Raw genomic sequence first — 17836 nt, forward strand, 5'->3', positions numbered from 1 at the left:
GGGGACCGTTGCGCACCCGTCTCCTGCCGCTGCTCATCGTGCTGATGGCGGCCGTGCTGCTCGCCCTGGGGGTGCCGCTGGCCGTCAGTGTGGCCGGGGCGCAGCAGCAGAAGGTGGTCGTCGACCGGATCGACGACACCGCCCGCTTCGCGGCGCTCGCCCAGTTCGTCACCGCGCCGCTGGGGACGGACGACTCCGCGTCCGCGTCCACGGACGAGCGGCGCGCGACCCTGGAGCGCGAACTCGCCAGCTACTACGACGTCTACGGCATTCGTGCCGGTGTCTTCTACCCCACGGACACCCCGCTGGCTCATGCGCCGAAGGACTCCTACCTGCCGCAGACGGGTGAGGTGCGGGACGCCTTCGACGAGGCGCTGCTCAGCCGGCGCAGCCATGACCCGCAGCAGGTGTGGCCGTGGCAGCGCCGTCATCTCGTCGTGGCGTCACCGGTCATCCGGGACGGCGACGTGGTCGCCGTCGTCGTCACCGACTCGCCCACCGGGCCGATGCGGTCGCGGATCCTGCACGGCTGGCTGGTCATCGGCGCGGGCGAGATCGCCGCGATGCTGTTGGCCATCGGCGCCGCGCTGCGGCTGACCGGGTGGGTCCTCAAGCCCGTACGCGTCCTGGACGTCACCACCCACGCGATCGCGAGCGGCCGGCTGAAGTCCCGGGTCGCGGTCGCGAGCGGGCCGCCGGAACTCAGACGCCTGGGCCGGTCGTTCAACGAGATGGCGGACAACGTCGAGGACGTGCTGGAGCAGCAGCGCGCCTTCGTCGCCGACGCCTCGCACCAGTTGCGCAACCCGCTCGCGGCGCTGCTGCTGCGCATCGAACTGCTGGCGTACGAACTCCCCGAGGGCAACGAGGAGATCGCCTCCGTCCAGAGCGAGGGCAAGCGCCTGGCCCAGGTCCTGGACGACCTGCTCGACCTCGCGCTCGCCGAGCACACCGAGGCCGACCTGAGGGTCACCGACGTCGGCGCGCTGACCGCCGAGCGGGTCGCGGCCTGGGCGCCTACGGCCGAGGCCAAGGGCGTCCGGCTGGTGGGCGACTGCCCGCCCACCACCGCCTGGGCCGACCCGGTCACGCTCTCCAGCGCCCTGGACGCGGTGATCGACAACGCGGTGAAGTTCACGCCGGAGGGCGAGAGCGTCGAGGTGACCGTCGCGGCCGACGGCCAGACCTGCACCGTCGTGGTCACGGACCACGGCCCGGGCCTCACCGACGAGGAACTCGCGCGCGTGGGCGACCGCTTCTGGCGCAGCGGCCGCCATCAGAACATCAAGGGCTCCGGTCTGGGCCTGTCCATCTCCCGGGCCCTGCTCGCCGCCGGCGGCGGCACGATTTCGTACGCCCACCACGAGCCGACCGGGCTGACGGTGACGGTGGCGGTGCCGAGGTCGAGGCCTACGGCTTGACCGAGCGGTAGTAGCGCCGGGCGCCGGTGTGCAGGGGGAGCGGGTCGGTGTAGATGGCCGTGCGCAGGTCGACGAGCTGCGCGGAGTGCACGTGCGAGCCGATCTCGTCGCGGCTCTTGATCACTGTGCGGGTCAGCCACTCGGTGACACGGGTGTCCACGTCCCTGCGGGTCACCAGCAGGTTGGACACCGCGATCGTCGGCACGGTGTCGCCGTTCTGGATGGTGGGGTAGGCCGACTCGGGCATGTTGGTGGCCCGGTAGTAGCTGGTGGAGTCGTCCTGGTCGTGCATCTTGGCGACGAGGTCCGCCTCGATCGGCACGAACCGGAAGGCGAAGGTGTCGGCGAGATCCGCCAGACCGGCCGTCGGTACACCGCCGGACCAGAAGAACGCGTCGATCCTGTCCTCCTTCAACCGCTCGGGACCGCTGTCGATGCCCTCCGACACGGCCTTGATGTCCCTCGCGGGATCCAGACCCGCCGCCTTGAGCAGCCGTTCGGCGACCAGCCGCACGCCCGAGCGGGGGAGCCCCGTCCCCACGGTCCTGCCTCTGAGGTCGGCGACGGAACGGACGTCCGAGTCGCGTGGCACCACCAGCTGCACATAGTCGTCGTAGAGGCGGGCCACGCCGCGCAGCCGGGCCTTCGAGCCGGGGTGCTGCTCCTCGTAGGTCTGCACGGCGTCGGCCTGGGCGATGGTGAAGTCGGCGTCGCCCGTCGCCACCCGCGAGATGTTCTCCGGCGACCCGTTGCTGGTCTTCAGCGTCACCTTCAGACCGGGCATGTCCTGGGCGAGCTCGTCGCGCAGCCGCGTGCCGTATTCCTGGTAGACGCCGCGAGACGTCCCCGTGCTGAAGGTGATCGACCCGCTCGGCGGCTCATCGCCCAGCGGCAGCAGCCACCACAGCAGCAGCCCGAGGACGACGAGACCGGCCGCCGCGCCCTGCAGGGCCCGGCGCCTGCCGATACGGGTGAGGACCTTGGACATGCGGCGATCCTGCCAGGCCACGCACGCCGATGGCCAGGGCGGGGCTCACGGGGCCGGTGGCGGACGGCGCTGTCGGTGGGCGTCGTTACAGTCGGGGCATGAGCTCTTCCTCGCCCGCCGACCTGGTCCGTGAGTTCCACCGTGCCTTCGGGCTCGACGCGCGCAGTACGCCGACGGAGGTGTCGCCCGGCCTCGCCGCGCACCGTGGGGAGCTGCTCGCCGAGGAGGCGGCGGAGGTCGCCGAGGTGTCGGTGAGCGGGCCGCTGGACCGGCTCGCGCACGAGCTGGCGGACGTCGTCTACGTCGCGTACGGCACGGCCCTGGTGCACGGGATCGACCTCGACGCGGTGATCGCCGAGATCCACCGCTCCAACATGACCAAGCTGGGCCCCGACGGCCAGGTCGCCCGCCGGGCCGACGGCAAGGTGCTCAAGGGGGAGCACTACGCGGCGCCGGACGTGTCGGCGGTGCTGCGCCGCCAGGGCTGGACACCCGGGGGCGGCGCGGCGTCCTGAGGAGCACGGCGACGCCCCCTCCGCGCCTGTGGTCGCCGCGGCCGCCGCGTGATCCTTGCGTCGCCGCCGATCCCGGCGCGGTCGCCCGCCGGCTCCGTCTCAGTCGCGCACCGGCTCCTGAGCCGCCCGCGTCCCGGGCAACTGCTCCGCCGTGTTCTCCCGGGGTGCCCTGCGGCGGGTCCAGCGCAGGGCCAGGGGTTCCGCGTAGCGCGCGGTGAGCGGGCCCAGGACCACCAGCAGCAGGACGTACGCCGTGGCCAGGGGGCCCAGGGACGGCTCGATCCCGGCGGTGACCGCGAGACCGGCGATGACGATCGAGAACTCGCCGCGGGCGACCAGCGCGCCGCCCGCGCGCCAGCGGCCCCTGACGGAGCTGCCCGCGCGCCGGGCCGCCCAGTAGCCGGTGGCGATCTTCGTCGCGGCGGTGACGACGGCCAGCGGCAGCGCGGGGAGCAGGACGGGAGGGATGCTCGCCGGGTCGGTGTGCAGCCCGAAGAAGACGAAGAAGATCGCCGCGAACAGGTCCCGCAGCGGGCTCAGCAACGTGTGCGCGCCCTCCGCGGCCTCCCCCGACAACGCGATGCCCACCAGGAACGCGCCGACCGCCGCCGACACCTGGAGCTGCTGCGCCACACCGGCGACGAGGATCGTCAGCCCCAGCACGACGAGCAGGAGCTTCTCCGGGTCGTCGCTCGACACGGACCGGGAGATGACCCGGCCGTGGCGCACCGCCGCGAACAGCACGAGCCCCGCGGCGCCCAGCGCGATCGCCAGGGTCACGCTGCCGGCCACCAGACCAGCGCCGGCCACCAGCGCGGTGATGATCGGCAGGTAGACGGCCATCGCCAGCCTCCAGGACGAGGACGCTGAGGATGACCGGCGTCTCCCGGTTGCCGACCCGGCCCAGGTCGCCGAGCACCTTGGCGATCACCCCGGACTCTCTTCATCAGCGCCAAGACCGTCGAACGTCACCGTGCCAACCTCCTGCACAAGCTCGGCATGCGCGACCGCCTGGAACTCACCCGCTACGCGATCCGCGCGGGGCTCATCGACCCCTGAGCGACGTCCCGGACCTCACAGGAGCGCGTCCCAGTCCTCGTCGAAGCCGGCCGAAGCCAGGAACATCCGCTCCGGCGCCGCGGCCGGCTGGTCCGGCCCCTCGTCCGGGCCGCGCAACGGCTGTTCGGTCCAGATGCACTTGCCGTTCGGCGTGTACCGCGCCCCCCACCGGCCGGAGAGCGCCGTGATCAGCTGCAGGCCCCGGCCGCCCTCGTCGGTCTCCGTGGCGCGACGGATGCGGGGCATGGTCTGGCTCGCGTCGTAGACCTCGCAGATCAGTTCGGCGCCGCGCAGCAGGCGCAGCCGCACCGGGCCGCGGGCATGCCGGACGACATTGCCCACGAGCTCGCTGACCAGGAGTTCCGTGGTGGGGGCCAGGTGGTCCAGGTCCCAGAGGGCGAGTTGCTCGCGGACGTGCCGGCGGGCCAGGCCGGCGGCTCTCGGGTCCTCGGGCAGCGGCCAGGAGGCCATCCGGTCGGCGGGCAGCGCGTGCAGCCGGGCGAGGAGGAACGCGGCGTCGTCGGCCTGCTCCTCGGTGGGCAGGAGACCGGCCGTCAGCGTGTCGCACAGCCGCTCGAGATCCACGGCCGGGCCGGCGCCGCCCGCGTGCGCCGCCTTCAGCAACCGGGCCAGCTCCGCCATCCCCTCGTCGATCTCCCGCTTCGCCGACTCGACCAGACCGTCCGTGTACAGCACGAGCAGACTGCCGTCCGGCACTTCCAGCTCGACCGTCTCGAACGGCGGTTCCGCCGCGCCCAGGGGCGGGTCGGCGTCCGGCTCCGGGAAGTGCACGGTGCCGTCGGGACGCACCAGCGCGGGCGGCGGGTGTCCGGCGCGGACCAGGGAGCAGACCCGGGTGGTGGAGTCGTACAGCGCGTACAGACAGGTGGCGTACGACCCCTCGCCCATGCCGGCGACGATGTCGTTGAGGTGGCCCATGATCTCGCCGGGCGGCAGTTCCAGGTCGGCCAGGGTGTGGACGGCGGTGCGCAGCCGGCCCATGGTGGCCGCCTCGGGCAGTCCGTGGCCCATGACGTCGCCGACGACGAGCGCCACCTGCCCGCCGGACAGCGGGATGATGTCGTACCAGTCGCCGCCCACGTCCGCGCCCAGGCCGGCCGGCAGATAGCGGGCGGCGGCCGTGCACGCGGGCAGGTCCGGCAGCGCCTGGGGGAGCAGACTGCGCTGGAGTTCGCGGGACCGGGTGTACTCGGCGTCGTACAGACGGGCCCGTTCCAGCGACTGCGCGACCAGGGCGCTGATCGTGGTCAGCAGGGCGCGCTCCTCGGCGGTGAGCAGCCGCCTGCGGTCGAAGGCCACGACGCAGACCCCGAAGGTGTGGCCGGACGCCGTCAGCGGCAGGAACGCCCACGCCTGCTTGCGGGCACGTTCCGGCAGGCCGGTCAGCCAGGGCGAGTGCGAGGTCAGCTCCAGCGGTGAGGAGAAGAACAGGGGCGTGCCGGACTCGATCGCCTCCCAGGCCGGATCGCCGGGCAGCCGGCGGCGGCCCTCGATGAGTTCCAGGAAGTCGTCCGGGTAGCCGACGGCTCCGACGTAGTGCAGCCGCTCGTCCTCGATCACCTGCACCAGGACCCCGGCGGCGGCGAACGGCGGCAGCACCCGCCGGGCGACCGCGTCCACCACGTCCTGCGAGGTGGTGGCCTTGGCGAGCTCAGTGGTCAGCTCGGCTATCCGCGCCGACCGCTCGGCCGCGGCGCGCTCGTCCGCCTGCCGCTCCTCCGCGAGCCGCCGTCTCTCGGTGACATCGGTGAAGTACAGGGTGTGCCCGTCCGGCCCCGGCACCAGCCGCAGGTGGTAGCGGCAGCCGGAGTCGGGCAGCCGCACGTCGAAACCGGCGGGCTTCTCCTCGGCCGCGGCCTCCCGGCAACGGCCCTCCAGGCCGGGCACCTGCCGGGCGGCGGGCAGGTCCCACAGCAGCCGCCCGAACAGCTCGTCCTCCGGGAGGCCGAGGAACCGTTCCGCCTCCAGGTTGGCGAAGGTGATCCGCCATGCGCCGTCCACCGCCAGGAAGCCGTCGCTCATGTGCCGCAGGGCCCGGCTGAGCGTGTCCCGCGCGGTCCGCGACTCGTCGCTCTCCCAGCCCACCCCGATCATCCGCAGGGGCTCGCCGCGCTCGTCGTACGTGGCTTTGCCGCGCGCCTGCGTCCAGCCGTACGTGCCGTCCAGGCGTCGTACCCGGTACGCGGCCTCGTAGACGGAGTGGTCGAGGATCGCGCGCTGCGCCGCCGCGAGGGTGGGCGCCAGGTCGTCGGGATGGACGATCCGCATCCAGTCGTCGATCCTGCCGGTGAAGTCGGCCGGCCGGGTGCCGTACAGCTCCAGCGCCGCCTCGTCCCAGATCAGCTCGCCGCTGCGGATGTCCCAGTCCCACGAGCCGACCCGGACCTCCTTCAGGGCCTGCCGCAGCCGCTCCCCGCTCAGCTCCGTCTGCGCGGGCCCGGCCGGGGGCGGCGCCTGGGCCATGCGGTCCTCGGTCCAGGCGACGACGGCCCGCAGGAACTCCCAGTGCTCGGGGGCCGGTTCGCCGCGCTCCCCGGCCAGTACGGTCAGCACGCCCATGCTGCGCCGCCCGCTGAACACCGGCAGCGCTGCGAGGCCGGTACCGGGCCGGATGACCCCGTGCCCGGGCCCGGACCCGGCCCCGGGCACCGGCTCGGACTCCTGCACCGGTTCGGTGGCGGGCCCGGGCACCCACACGCCGCTGCCCCGGTGGAGGGCGAGGGCCGGGGCCAGCGGTCCCTCCTGGTCGACGATCTCCCAGGAGCGGGCGAGGGCGGGGGGCAGGCCGACGGCGGACACCAGACGCAACGCGGACATCGGGCCACGCAGGTGCATGGCGGCGCCGAGCGCGCCCAGCTCGCCCATCGCGTGCTGCAGCGCGAGCCGGAAGACCTCGCTCTCCGTGACACCGGGGGCCACTGTGTGGAGCAGAGCGAGCCGTGCGTTCATGTCAGGGAACCTATCGTTCCCGTTCTCGTGCGAAACCTGTTTCACACATTCTCACCGGCGGTTTCCTGCCAGTGTCACGCTTCAACCACCTTGGAAAGCGGGTGCGTTGAACAAAGGTGGTAGGGGCGGTACGCGGATGGACCACCGCGTGCTGTCGCCGCGCCCGGCTGACGGGCACAGCGACGTCGTCGCCGCCGGGCCAGCGGCACCGGCCTGCGGTTCGCCGGCGGGCACGCCAGGTGGAAACCCCCGGAGGGCCGCCTAGGCTGGAGGCATGACCGGCAGTAGCGACCGGAGCCGGCGGTGACGGGTGATGCCGTACGTCGCCGTCAGCGCGCTCAGCCATCCCGGACTGCTCCGTGAGCGCAACGAGGACAGCCTCGTCGCAGGGCCGTGGACGCTGTGCGCCACCGTGACCGAGAACCCCCAGACCCTGGTGTTCCCGCTCGGCACACCCCTCGTGGTCGCCGTCGCCGACGGACTCGGCGGACATCCCAGCGGCAACGTCGCCAGTTCCCTCGTCGCCCGCCGGATCGCGTCCGTGGGCTCCCTGCTGACCGGCGAGGACCTCGTGCGCGACGCCCTGAACGCCTGCAACCGCGCCGTCCACGAGGCCGCCGGCGACGAGGGAGGCGACCTCACCGGCATGGGGACGACCGTCGCCGGAGTCGTCGTGCTGCCCGGCTCGGCGCTGGTGTTCAACGTCGGCGACAGCCGGGTCTACGCGGCCACCCGGGACGGATTGCGCCAGGTGAGCGTGGACGACAGCCCACCGCTCGAACCGGGCCGGCGCACCACCTCTCTCGTCACCCAGTGCCTGGGCGGCTCCGTCGGCTACCACGCCGTCCACCCCCATGTGACGACCGCGCCCCTGACCCCCGGCGAGCGCTACCTCATCTGCACCGACGGCCTGAGCGATCCCGTGACGACGGACGTGCTCGACGCCGTGATGCGCGAGCACGACGACGTCCGGGCGGCCTTCGAACTGTGGAAGTGCGCCATCGCCGCGGGCGGCCCCGACAACATCACGCTGGCGGTCGTACGCGTCACGGACGACGGCGGGACCGATGAGTCTCCGCCCGGCTCCGGGTCCTGACTCCAAGGAACCACGCCACTCTCAGGAGACGCCAGGAGGCGATCATGTTCGGTACGACGAAGGCGTTCAGCGGCTTCTCGGTGGACGACATCGACGCGGCGAGGAAGTTCTACGGCGAGACGCTGGGGCTGCGGGTGTCCGAGGCGAACGGGATGCTCACCCTGCACATCGCCGGGGACCGGGACATCCTGGTCTATCCCAAGCCCGACCACACCCCGGCGACGTTCACGATCCTCAACTTCCCCGTCGACGACATCGAGGCCGCGGTCGACGAGCTGGCCGGCCGGGGAGTGCGCTTCGAGCGCTACGACCACCTCGAAGCCGACGACAAGGGCATTTTCCGTGGCGGTGGCCCGCTGATCGCGTGGTTCACCGACCCTGCGGGCAATGTGCTCTCCGTCATCGAGGTACCTGTAGAGACATGACTGAGATCGTCGTCTACGAACTCGACCAGCCGGTGACCACCGGTGCCCCGGAAACACCGGGCGGTGCGGAGAGCCGCGTCCGCACGGTGCACGCGGCGCCCGCCGCCCCCGGGACACCCGGCGAGACCGGACCGCGCACACTCTGCGGCAAGGACACCTTCGCCATGGCACGGGCCCGCTGGCAGCCCGCGGACCACCCCGGAGCGGCCTGGTACCCGGAGGAACACGCGTCCTCGGTCTGCCCCGACTGCGCGGCTGTCATCGAGACCTGACCGGTGACGCGGGAGCCGGGGCGGGGCTCACGCGCGAGCACCTACCCTTGAGGCATGACCAGCAGCAGCGACCGGAGCCTCGCAGTGGACGTTCCCGCACCCAAGAGCTATGAAATCCGCACCTATGGGTGCCAGATGAACGTCCACGACTCCGAGCGGTTGTCCGGGCTGCTCGAAGAGGCCGGATACGTGCGCGCCCCCGAGGGATCCGACGGGGACGCGGACGTCGTCGTCTTCAACACCTGCGCGGTCCGGGAGAACGCGGACAACCGGCTGTACGGCAACCTCGGCCGCCTCGCGCCCAGGAAGGCGAGCCGGCCCGGGATGCAGATCGCGGTCGGCGGCTGCCTCGCGCAGAAGGACCGCGACACCATCGTGAAGAGGGCGCCCTGGGTGGACGTCGTCTTCGGCACGCACAACATCGGCAAGCTGCCGGTCCTGCTGGAACGCGCGCGCGTGCAGGAGGAGGCGCAGGTCGAGATCGCCGAGTCGCTGGAGGCGTTCCCCTCCACGCTGCCCACACGCCGCGAGAGCGCGTACGCGGCCTGGGTGTCGATCTCGGTCGGCTGCAACAACACCTGCACCTTCTGCATCGTCCCGGCCCTGCGCGGCAAGGAGAAGGACCGCCGCACCGGCGACATCCTCGCCGAGATCGAGGCCCTCGTCGGCGAGGGCGTCAGCGAGATCACCCTGCTCGGCCAGAACGTCAACGCCTACGGCTCCGACATCGGTGACCGCGAGGCGTTCAGCAAGCTGCTGCGCGCCTGCGGCACGATCGACGGCCTGGAGCGCGTCCGCTTCACCTCGCCCCACCCCCGCGACTTCACCGACGACGTGATCGCCGCCATGGCGGAGACCCCGAACGTCATGCCGCAGCTGCACATGCCCCTGCAGTCCGGCTCGGACACCGTCCTGAAGGCGATGCGCCGCTCCTACCGGCAGGAGCGCTACCTCGGGATCATCGAGAAGGTCCGCGCCGCCATCCCGCACGCGGCGATCACCACCGACATCATCGTGGGTTTCCCCGGCGAGACCGAGGAGGACTTCGAGCAGACCCTGCACGTCGTGCGCGAGGCCCGTTTCGCGCAGGCCTTCACCTTCCAGTACTCCAAGCGCCCGGGCACCCCGGCCGCCACCATGGAGAACCAGATCCCCAAGGAGGTCGTCCAGGCGCGCTACGAGCGTCTCGTCGCCCTCCAGGAGGAGATCTCCTGGGAGGAGAACAAGAAGCAGGTCGGCCGCACCCTGGAGCTGATGGTGGCCGAGGGCGAGGGCCGCAAGGACGGCGCCACCCACCGCCTCTCCGGCCGCGCCCCCGACAACCGCCTGGTCCACTTCACCAAGCCCGAGCAGGAGGTGCGCCCCGGCGACGTCGTCACGGTCGAGATCACGTACGCCGCCCCGCACCACCTCCTCGCCGAGGGCGCCGTCCTGGACGTGCGCCGCACGCGCGCGGGGGACGCCTGGGAGAAGCGCACCGCGGAGAAGGCGGCCGGGGCCGCCGGTGTGATGCTGGGCCTGCCGAAGATCGGCGTGCCCGCGCCGCTGCCGGTAGCGGCGAGCGGCTGCGGCTGCGACTGACCCGCTGACCGGGACTGACACCCGGCCGTCGCGCGGGGTTACCCTGCCGATCATGCTTGTCGCCGCAGCAGTCTGCCCCTGCCCGCCGCTCCTCGTCCCCGAGGTCGCCGCGGGCGCCGCACCCGAGCTGGACGCGGCGCGCGCGGCCTGCTCCGACGCGCTCGCCGTGCTGGCGGCCGCCCGGCCGGACCGGCTCGTCGTGGTCGGGCCGGCCGAGGAGGCCGGGCGCGGCGCGCACCCGGAGGGCGCGCGCGGCTCGTTCCGCGGTTTCGGGGTGGACATGGCCGTACGGCTGGGCCGGGCCGGCACGCACGCCCCGTCCGCGCGCGAGCTGCCGGCCTCGCTGGCCGTCGCCGCCTGGCTGCTGGAGCGGACCGGCTGGTCGGCCGCCCCCGTCGAAGGCCTCGGCGTGGGAGAACCGCTCGGGGTCGAGCGGTGCGTCGAGACCGGCGGGGAGATCGGCGCACGGGCGGAGCGCGTCGCGCTGCTCGTCATGGGCGACGCCAGCGCCTGCCGGACCCTGAAGGCTCCCGGCTACCTCGACGAGCGCGCGGCTCCCTTCGACGCGGAGGTAGCTCGGGCGCTGGGCGCGGCGGACCTGGAGGCGATCAAGGCGCTGGACGCCGGGCTGGCGCGCGAGCTGAAGGCCGCGGGCCGGGCTCCCTGGCAGGTCCTCGCGGGCGCCGCCGAGGGCGCGGGACTGCAGGCCGCGCTGCTCTACGAGGCCGCCCCGTACGGCGTGGGATACGTGGTCGCGACCTGGTCCTAGCGCGACGGGCGCCTGAGCCTCGCCGTCTGACCCGCCCTTCTGACGGGCCCGGGCCTCGCCTTCCGACGCGCCTGGGGCCGGCCTTCCGGCGCGTCCGGGCCGGCCTTCTCAAGGGGGTGGGCTTCGCGTCCTGACGGGCCTGGGCCCGGCCGTCCGACGGGACTGCGCCTCGCCTTCGACACGCCTGCGCCTCGCCTTCCGGCGTGTCCGGCCGGCCGTCTCAATGGGGTGGGCCGCCTTCTGGGGCGCCCGGGCCGGCCTCCTGATTGGGCTTGTGCCTCGACTTCCGGCGCGCCGGGGCCGGCTTTCTGATGGGGGTGGGTTTCGCTTTCTGGGGCGCCTGGGCCCGACCTTCTGACGGGTCCGCGCCCCGCCTTCCGACCCGCCTGGGGCCGGCCTTCCGGCAAGCCGGGCCCGGCCGTCTGACGCGGGTGGGCCTCGCCGACTGGTGGCCTGGTCCTGTCGGCGTCTCGGTACCCGGTCCGGCTCTCGCGGTTCCCCGGCCCGGACTTCTCGCGGCCTGGTCCGGCGGTGGCCTGTCCCGGGGGTGCATGGTCCGGGCCTGCCGAAGGGCCGTTGGGCGGTCCGGGCCCGTCGGAAGCGGCCGTTGGGCCCGTCGGAAGGGGCGTTCGCGAGCCGGGCTTTCGGAAGGCCGTTGCCCGGCCCGGGTGTCGCCGGTTCGCGGTTCCGGCACCGCGGGCGCGGCCCGGGCCCCGACGGTCCTTCGGCGGGAGCGGGCGAAACGGCGGACGGCCGCGAGCGTTTCCGCTGCGCGGCCGTCCGCCGATCGATGCGCCGGTGCGGAGGTGCGGTCAGGAGGCCGGCGGGGGTGTGCGCGGCGGCGTGAACGTGTCGCCGCCGCCCGCCGGCGGCTCGTCCTTGTGCGCGAGCCGGTCCATGGCGCCCTTGGCCTTGTGGGTGCCCGTGTGGATGCGCTCGCTGTACTTGCCCTTGGTCTTCTCGTCGACGACCTGCGCCGCCTTGTCGAGGCCGTGCGTGATCTTGCCCCCGTGCTCGTGCGCGAGGTGCGAGACCTTGCCCTTGGCCGGGGCGAGCCTGGCCTTCAAATGGTCCATGAGGCCCATGGGTCACCTTCCCTACCGGATCCGTTACGTGTGGGCGCCTTCGCCGGCCTCGCTGTCGGCCACGTCCCCGGCGGACTGCTGCCTGGGGATCTCCACGCCGTCGGCGGCGGGGGTCCCGGCCGTGCCGGCCGCCGCTTCACCGTCCGCCGGCGTACCGGACGGTGCCTCGCCGGGCGCGGTCGTCACCTCCCCGGTGACGGCGTCCGCGCCGGCGGCGGTGCCCGTGTCCGTGGCCGCTTCCGCCGCCGTGTCCGCAACCGCCTCCTCCGTGGCCCTCGACCTTCGGAAAAGTCGCGCCAAAACGCCCATAACAACTCCATACGGTACTCGTGCGGGCGGAATCCCGCGCTGCCCCGTGCGTCCGTCCGCGCCACAGGGATCACCGTCGCCGCGAAAGGGTGACGGGAATGTCGCAACGGGAAACGACCCCGGACCGACCCCGTCACGTAACTCGTTCGAGGGTGGCCCCGGAGGTTTGGGAGACTGGTGCGGTGAGCAGCGCAGCCCCCACCCCCCGCGTCATCGCCGTCGTCGGACCGACCGCAGCCGGAAAGTCCGATCTGGGCGTATTCCTGGCTCAGCGGCTCGGAGGCGAGGTCGTCAACGCCGACTCCATGCAGCTCTACCGAGGGATGGACATCGGCACCGCCAAACTGACGCCCGAGGAGCGCGCCGGCGTCCCCCATCACCTCCTGGACATCTGGGACGTCACCGTCACCGCCTCGGTCGCCGAGTACCAGAAACTGGCCCGGGCCCGTATCGACGCACTGCTCGCCGAGGGCCGCTGGCCGATCCTGGTCGGCGGATCCGGGCTGTACGTCCGCGGCGCCGTCGACAACCTCGAGTTCCCCGGCACCGACCCCGAGGTCCGCGCCCGGCTGGAGGAGGAGCTCACGCTGCGCGGCTCCGGCGCGCTGCACGCCCGTCTGGCGGCCGCCGACCCCGAGGCCGCGCAGGCGATCCTGCCCGGCAACGGCCGCCGTATCGTCCGTGCCCTGGAGGTCATCGAGATCACCGGCCGGCCGTTCACCGCCAATCTGCCCGGCCATGACTCGGTCTACGACACGGTCCAGATCGGTGTCGACGTGGCGCGCCCCGAACTCGACGAGCGCATCGCCCGCCGTGTCGACCGCATGTGGGACGCGGGGCTCGTGGACGAGGTCCGCGCGCTGGAGGCGCAAGGCCTGCGCGAGGGGCGTACGGCGTCGCGCGCGCTCGGCTACCAGCAGGTCCTCGCCGCCCTGGCCGGCGAGTGCACCGAGGCCGACGCGCGGGCCGAGACCGTCCGTGCCACCAAGCGCTTCGCGCGCCGTCAGGATTCGTGGTTCAGGCGCGATCCGCGGGTGCACTGGTTGAGTGGGGCTGCGGCGGATCTCACAGAACTTCCGGAGCTCGCGCTGGCGTTGGTGGAACGACCGGTTACAGCCTGATCACGTCATGGCATCGGGACGCCCAGGCCGTCATCCGTGCCTCCGGTGCCGTGCCATCATCGAGCTTCGATCGACCAAGTGGAGTCCGAGTTGGGAGGGCGCGTGGCGATGGAGGCCGGCCCTCGTGACACCGCACAAGGCACCGAGGACCTCACCCCCGAGTGTGGGCGACCGGAGCCCGCGCAGGAGAGTGCGCTCCCCGACGTGGTGGACGACACCCTGGGCGGCGGCGTGACCGACGACGGTCCCGAGCCCGAGGAGATGTTCGCGAGCGGGCCCGAGGTCGAGGTCGAGCTGCGCCCGCAGCGCAGGCTGCGGATCTGGCAGCTCGCGCCCATCGTGGCCCTGTCCGCGACCGGCTCCCTGATGTTCGCGTTCCCGCTCGCCTTCGACTTCGGCGACAGCGGGGCCGTGATCGCCATGCTGGGGCTGCTGATCTGCTCCTGCGCGGCCGGCTGGGGCATGATGGCCGCGCGTCGCGTCGGTTACACGTGGCCTGGACTTCCGGCGCGCGGCTCCGGCCGCCGCCCCGACTGGCGGGTCGTCCTGGCGTACGTCGTCGTGGTCGCCGTGGTGGCCGTCCTCGCCGTCTGGCGCGTGGCCCGGCTGCGCTGACCGCCGGTACGAGCGTGCGGGACGTGCCGAGTCGTCGTACGCGCGTGTGCGGGGTGGCCTGAGCCGCACGTCACGCGTGCGGGGTGGGCCGGATCCACCCCGTACGATCGAGGAATGAGCACGCGGATCGCCTTCCTCAAGGGTCACGGCACCGAGAACGACTTCGTGATCGTCCCGGACCCGGAGAACGTCATCGGCCTCCCCTCGTCCGCCGTGGCCGCCCTGTGCGACCGGCGCGCGGGCATCGGCGGCGACGGCCTGCTGCACGTCGTGCGGTCCGCCGCGCACCCCGAGGCGCGGCACATGGCGGCCGAGGCCGAGTGGTTCATGGACTACCGCAACGGCGACGGCTCCGTCGCGGAGATGTGCGGCAACGGAGTGCGGGTGTTCGCGCGCTACCTCCAGCACGCGGGGCTGGTCACCGAGGGCGACCTCGCCATCGCCACGCGCGGGGGCGTCAAGACCGCGCACATCGCCAAGGACGGGGACGTCACCGTCGGCATGGGCAGGGCCCGCCTCCCTGAAGGGGAGGTGACGGTGAACGTGGGCGACCGCAGCTGGCCCGCGCGGAACGTGAACATGGGCAACCCGCACGCCGTCGCCTTCGTCGACGACCTCGCGCACGCGGGCGACCTGCTCACCCCGCCGCCCTTCACCCCCGCCTCCGTGTACCCGGACGGCGTCAACGTCGAGTTCGTCGTGGACCGCGGCCCCGGCCACGTCGCCCTGCGCGTGCACGAGCGGGGCGCCGGCGAGACCCGCTCGTGCGGCACGGGCGCGTGCGCCGTCGCCGTGGCCGCCGCCCGCAGGGACGGCGCCGACCCGGCCGTGACGGGCACCCCGGCCACGTACACCGTGGACGTCCCCGGTGGACGCCTGGTGATCACGGAGCGGCCCGACGGCGAGATCGAGATGACGGGACCCGCAGTGATCGTCGCCACAGGCGAGATCGACGCCGAGTGGCTGGAAAACGCTGTCCGTTGATGCCGCGTCGGCTTGGTATCGGAGGCCGGAAGGCCCCTGGGGCGTGCGGTGACGTACTCAGGACCTGGTCACGGGTGCGAAAGGGCGGATCCGCTCCAACTCAGGTGGCGTAAAACCGTAAACATCTGAACCGTCGCTCGAATGGGTGATCCGTTTCACGCTCGGCGAGAGGCGGTCAGTCGCACGTGGTGGGCTCGGTAGCATCAAGCACCGGCCCGGACGGGGGACCGTTGCCTGTCCCCTGAGCCGTGTCCGCCCTGGGACACCCCGTCCGCCGGTCCACGCAGCCGGAGGTGCCCATGAGTGCGGAGGCCACGAACCCTGCGACCGGCCCGGTGTCGGCCACGCCCCGCAGGCGCAGCCTTCCCCGGATCGACCTGCGCCGCCTGGGCCGCGCCGCCCTGCTCGGCTCGCCCTCCCGGGGCCGGCTGCCCGACGCGATCAGCCATGTGGTGGAGGCCCACCGCGCCCACCACCCCGACGCCGACCTCGAACCCCTGCGTCGCGCCTATGTGCTCGCCGAGTCCTCGCACCGCGGCCAGATGCGCAAGAGCGGCGAGCCGTACATCACGCACCCCCTCGCCGTGACCCTGATTCTCGCCGAACTCGGCGCCGAGACCACGACCTTGACGGCCTCTCTGCTCCACGACACCGTCGAGGACACCGACGTGACCCTCGACCAGGTGCGCGAGCAGTTCGGCGAGGAGGTCCGCTATCTCGTCGACGGCGTCACCAAGCTGGAGAAGGTCGACTACGGCGCCGCCGCCGAGCCGGAGACGTTCCGCAAGATGCTCGTCGCCACCGGCAGCGACGTCCGGGTGATGTCGATCAAACTCGCCGACCGTCTGCACAACATGCGCACCCTCGGCGTGATGCGCCCCGAGAAACAGGAGCGGATCGCCAAGGTCACCCGCGACGTCCTCATCCCGCTCGCCGAACGCCTCGGCGTCCAGGCCCTCAAGACCGAGCTGGAAGACCTCGTCTTCGCGATCCTGCACCCCGAGGAGTACGAGCGCACGCGCGAGCTCATCGTCGACAACGCCTCCCGCGCGGACGACCCCCTCGCGGAGTTCGCCGACGCGATGCGCGTGGTCCTGCGCGACGCCGGTATCCAGGCCGAAGTCCTCATCCGGCCAAGGCACTTCGTCTCAGTCCACCGCGTCTCCCGCAAACGCGGCCGACTGCGCGGCTGCGACTTCGGCCGGCTGCTGGTCCTCGTCAACGAGGACGCGGACTGTTACGCCGTCCTCGGCGAACTGCACACCTGTATGACTCCGGTCGTCTCGGAGTTCAAGGACTTCATCGCCGTACCCAAGTTCAACCTGTACCAGTCGCTGCACACCGCGGTCGCCCGCGAGGACGGCCAGGTCGCCGAGGTCCTCATCCGCACCCACCAGATGCACAAGGTCGCCGAGGCGGGCGTCGTCGCGCTCGGCAACCCCTACGCCGCTCCCGCCGAGGAGCACAGCGGTGACGGCACCTCGGCCGGCACCGGCGGTGCCGCCGGCCCGGGCGCCGCGGCCGACGGGGAGCGGGTCGACCCCACACGGCCCGGCTGGCTCTCCCGCCTCCTCGACTGGCAGGAGGCCGCGCCGGACCCGGACACCTTCTGGTCCACCCTGCGCGAGGACCTCGCCCAGGACCGCGAGATCACCGTCTTCCGCCCCGACGGCGGCACCCTCGGCCTCCCGGAGGGGGCCACCTGCGTGGACGCCGCCTACGCGCAGTACGGCGAGGACGCGCACGCCTGCATCGGTGCCCGGGTGAACGGCCGGCTGGCGACCCTGAGCACCGTCCTGCGCGACGGCGACACCGTCCAGCTCCTCATGGGCCAGGACCCGGCCTCCGAGCCCTCCAGGGAGTGGCTGGAGCACGCCCACACCCCCGCCGCCCGGATCGCCATCCAGCGGTGGCTGGCGGCGCACCCGGCTCCGGCGGAGCCCGAGGAGGCCGTCGGGCCCGCCCCGAGGCCGGGGACCGACACCCAGGCTCCGGCCGGGTCCGACCGGGGGGCCGAGACCACCGCCCGGCCCGCGGCCGACGCCCCCGCTCCGGACTTCTCCGCCGACGGTCCGGCATCCCGGTCCGGCGACGCGATCACCGTCGTCGGCCGGCCGGACGCAGGCGTCCGGCTCGCCGGGTGCTGCACCCCGGTCCCCGCCGACGAGGTCACCGGCTTCGCCGTGCGCGGGGGAATGGTGACCGTGCACCGCGTGGAGTGCGCCGCGGTGGCGCGCATGGCGGACGCGGGGCGCCCGGCCGTCGACGTGCGCTGGGGCGACACCACCGAGTGCCGGGTCACCCTGGTCGCCGAGTCGTTCGGGCGTCCGCACCTGCTCGCCGACCTCACCGAGGCCATGGCACTGGAGGGCGCCGAGATCGTCGCCGCGACCGTGGAACCCCCGAGCCAGCAGCGCGTGCGGCACACCTACACCCTCCAGCTCCCCGACGCGGCCCATCTCCCCCACCTGATGCGCGCCATGCGCAACGTCCCCGGCGTGTACGACGTGAGCCGGGCCCAGCACCACGCCTCGGCCTCCTGAGACATCCCGCCGCCGGCTGCCGTCACGCACACGCGCGTGCGCACGCCGTGGCCGGGCCCGCCCGGTCGACACGCACACGCGCG

Annotated in this window: 15 protein-coding genes and 2 pseudogenes; 12 read left to right on the forward strand and 5 right to left on the reverse strand. The window is 73.1% G+C overall.

Features of this window, described 5'->3' with window-relative positions; genetic code table 11:
* Window positions 1-8: 8 nt before the first annotated feature.
* Complete coding sequence (locus ACFY30_RS29175) at window positions 9-1421, forward strand: sensor histidine kinase (protein WP_390848140.1); 1413 nt, start codon at window positions 9-11, stop codon at window positions 1419-1421.
* On the opposite strand, the gene ACFY30_RS29180 is transcribed toward ACFY30_RS29175, so the two are convergent.
* Entirely contained in the window at window positions 1411-2409 is a 999-nt protein-coding gene (locus ACFY30_RS29180; RefSeq protein ID WP_390848141.1) for a TAXI family TRAP transporter solute-binding subunit, read from the reverse strand. The two genes, ACFY30_RS29175 and ACFY30_RS29180, sit on opposite strands and share 11 nt — an antisense overlap.
* A 98-nt stretch (window positions 2410-2507) precedes the next feature.
* Between ACFY30_RS29180 and ACFY30_RS29185 the strand changes: the two genes are divergently transcribed.
* A complete protein-coding gene (locus ACFY30_RS29185) occupies window positions 2508-2924 on the forward strand; it encodes a MazG nucleotide pyrophosphohydrolase domain-containing protein (protein ID WP_390661931.1) in 417 nt (138 codons plus the stop codon).
* Between the two features lie 99 nt (window positions 2925-3023).
* Here the strand turns inward: ACFY30_RS29185 and ACFY30_RS29190 are convergent.
* A pseudogene (locus ACFY30_RS29190) lies at window positions 3024-3861 on the reverse strand (cation:proton antiporter); the annotation flags it as partial.
* Window positions 3862-3863: 2 nt separating this feature from the next.
* On the opposite strand from ACFY30_RS29190, the pseudogene ACFY30_RS29195 reads away from it, so the two are divergent.
* Window positions 3864-3983, forward strand: a pseudogene (locus ACFY30_RS29195) (response regulator transcription factor); the annotation flags it as partial.
* Between the two features lie 15 nt (window positions 3984-3998).
* Here ACFY30_RS29195 and ACFY30_RS29200 read toward each other — a convergent pair.
* A complete protein-coding gene (locus ACFY30_RS29200; RefSeq protein WP_390848142.1) occupies window positions 3999-6953 on the reverse strand; it encodes a SpoIIE family protein phosphatase in 2955 nt (984 codons plus the stop codon).
* 313 nt (window positions 6954-7266) lie between these two features.
* On the opposite strand from ACFY30_RS29200, the gene ACFY30_RS29205 reads away from it, so the two are divergent.
* From ACFY30_RS29205 to ACFY30_RS29225, 5 genes are read left to right on the forward strand one after another with little or no spacing between them, the layout of a single operon-like run.
* A complete protein-coding gene (locus ACFY30_RS29205; protein ID WP_390848143.1) occupies window positions 7267-8049 on the forward strand; it encodes a PP2C family protein-serine/threonine phosphatase in 783 nt (260 codons plus the stop codon).
* A 44-nt stretch (window positions 8050-8093) separates the two neighbouring features.
* Window positions 8094-8474: a VOC family protein gene (locus ACFY30_RS29210; RefSeq protein WP_390848144.1), complete on the forward strand. Its 381-nt coding sequence runs from the start codon at window positions 8094-8096 to the stop codon at window positions 8472-8474.
* Window positions 8471-8746, forward strand: coding sequence for a hypothetical protein (locus ACFY30_RS29215; RefSeq protein ID WP_390848145.1), 276 nt, complete (start codon window positions 8471-8473; stop codon window positions 8744-8746). Before ACFY30_RS29210 ends, ACFY30_RS29215 begins: the two co-directional genes overlap by 4 nt.
* A gap of 54 nt (window positions 8747-8800) precedes the next feature.
* The gene (miaB, locus tag ACFY30_RS29220; protein WP_390848146.1) at window positions 8801-10327 is read left to right on the forward strand and encodes a tRNA (N6-isopentenyl adenosine(37)-C2)-methylthiotransferase MiaB; all 1527 of its coding nucleotides are present in this window, start codon (window positions 8801-8803) and stop codon (window positions 10325-10327) included.
* Between the two features lie 52 nt (window positions 10328-10379).
* The gene (locus tag ACFY30_RS29225) at window positions 10380-11096 is read left to right on the forward strand and encodes a class III extradiol dioxygenase subunit B-like domain-containing protein (protein WP_390848147.1); all 717 of its coding nucleotides are present in this window, start codon (window positions 10380-10382) and stop codon (window positions 11094-11096) included.
* Window positions 11097-11908: 812 nt separating this feature from the next.
* Here the strand turns inward: ACFY30_RS29225 and ACFY30_RS29230 are convergent.
* Together ACFY30_RS29230 and ACFY30_RS29235 are read right to left on the reverse strand one after the other, a co-directional pair.
* Window positions 11909-12181 (reverse strand): antitoxin, encoded by a 273-nt coding sequence (locus ACFY30_RS29230; RefSeq protein WP_390848148.1) that lies wholly within the window; start codon window positions 12179-12181, stop codon window positions 11909-11911.
* Window positions 12182-12205: 24 nt separating this feature from the next.
* Window positions 12206-12490 carry a hypothetical protein gene (locus ACFY30_RS29235; protein WP_390848149.1) on the reverse strand — a complete coding sequence of 95 codons (285 nt, stop codon included), beginning with the start codon at window positions 12488-12490 and terminating at the stop codon, window positions 12206-12208.
* Between the two features lie 182 nt (window positions 12491-12672).
* On the opposite strand from ACFY30_RS29235, the gene miaA reads away from it, so the two are divergent.
* From miaA to ACFY30_RS29255, 4 genes are all read left to right on the forward strand, one after another.
* On the forward strand, window positions 12673-13611 hold the full coding sequence (miaA, locus tag ACFY30_RS29240; protein WP_390848150.1) for a tRNA (adenosine(37)-N6)-dimethylallyltransferase MiaA: 939 nt from the start codon (window positions 12673-12675) through the stop codon (window positions 13609-13611).
* A 108-nt stretch (window positions 13612-13719) separates the two neighbouring features.
* Window positions 13720-14226: a hypothetical protein gene (locus ACFY30_RS29245; protein WP_390848264.1), complete on the forward strand. Its 507-nt coding sequence runs from the start codon at window positions 13720-13722 to the stop codon at window positions 14224-14226.
* A gap of 114 nt (window positions 14227-14340) precedes the next feature.
* Window positions 14341-15210 carry a diaminopimelate epimerase gene (gene dapF, locus ACFY30_RS29250; protein ID WP_390848151.1) on the forward strand — a complete coding sequence of 290 codons (870 nt, stop codon included), beginning with the start codon at window positions 14341-14343 and terminating at the stop codon, window positions 15208-15210.
* Window positions 15211-15509: 299 nt separating this feature from the next.
* Window positions 15510-17753: a RelA/SpoT family protein gene (locus ACFY30_RS29255; RefSeq protein ID WP_390848152.1), complete on the forward strand. Its 2244-nt coding sequence runs from the start codon at window positions 15510-15512 to the stop codon at window positions 17751-17753.
* The last annotated feature ends 83 nt before the right edge of the window (window positions 17754-17836 follow it).

Origin of the sequence: Streptomyces sp. NPDC000345 (genome assembly GCF_042898825.1) — a bacterium.
Classification (GTDB): Bacteria; Actinomycetota; Actinomycetes; order Streptomycetales; family Streptomycetaceae; genus Streptomyces.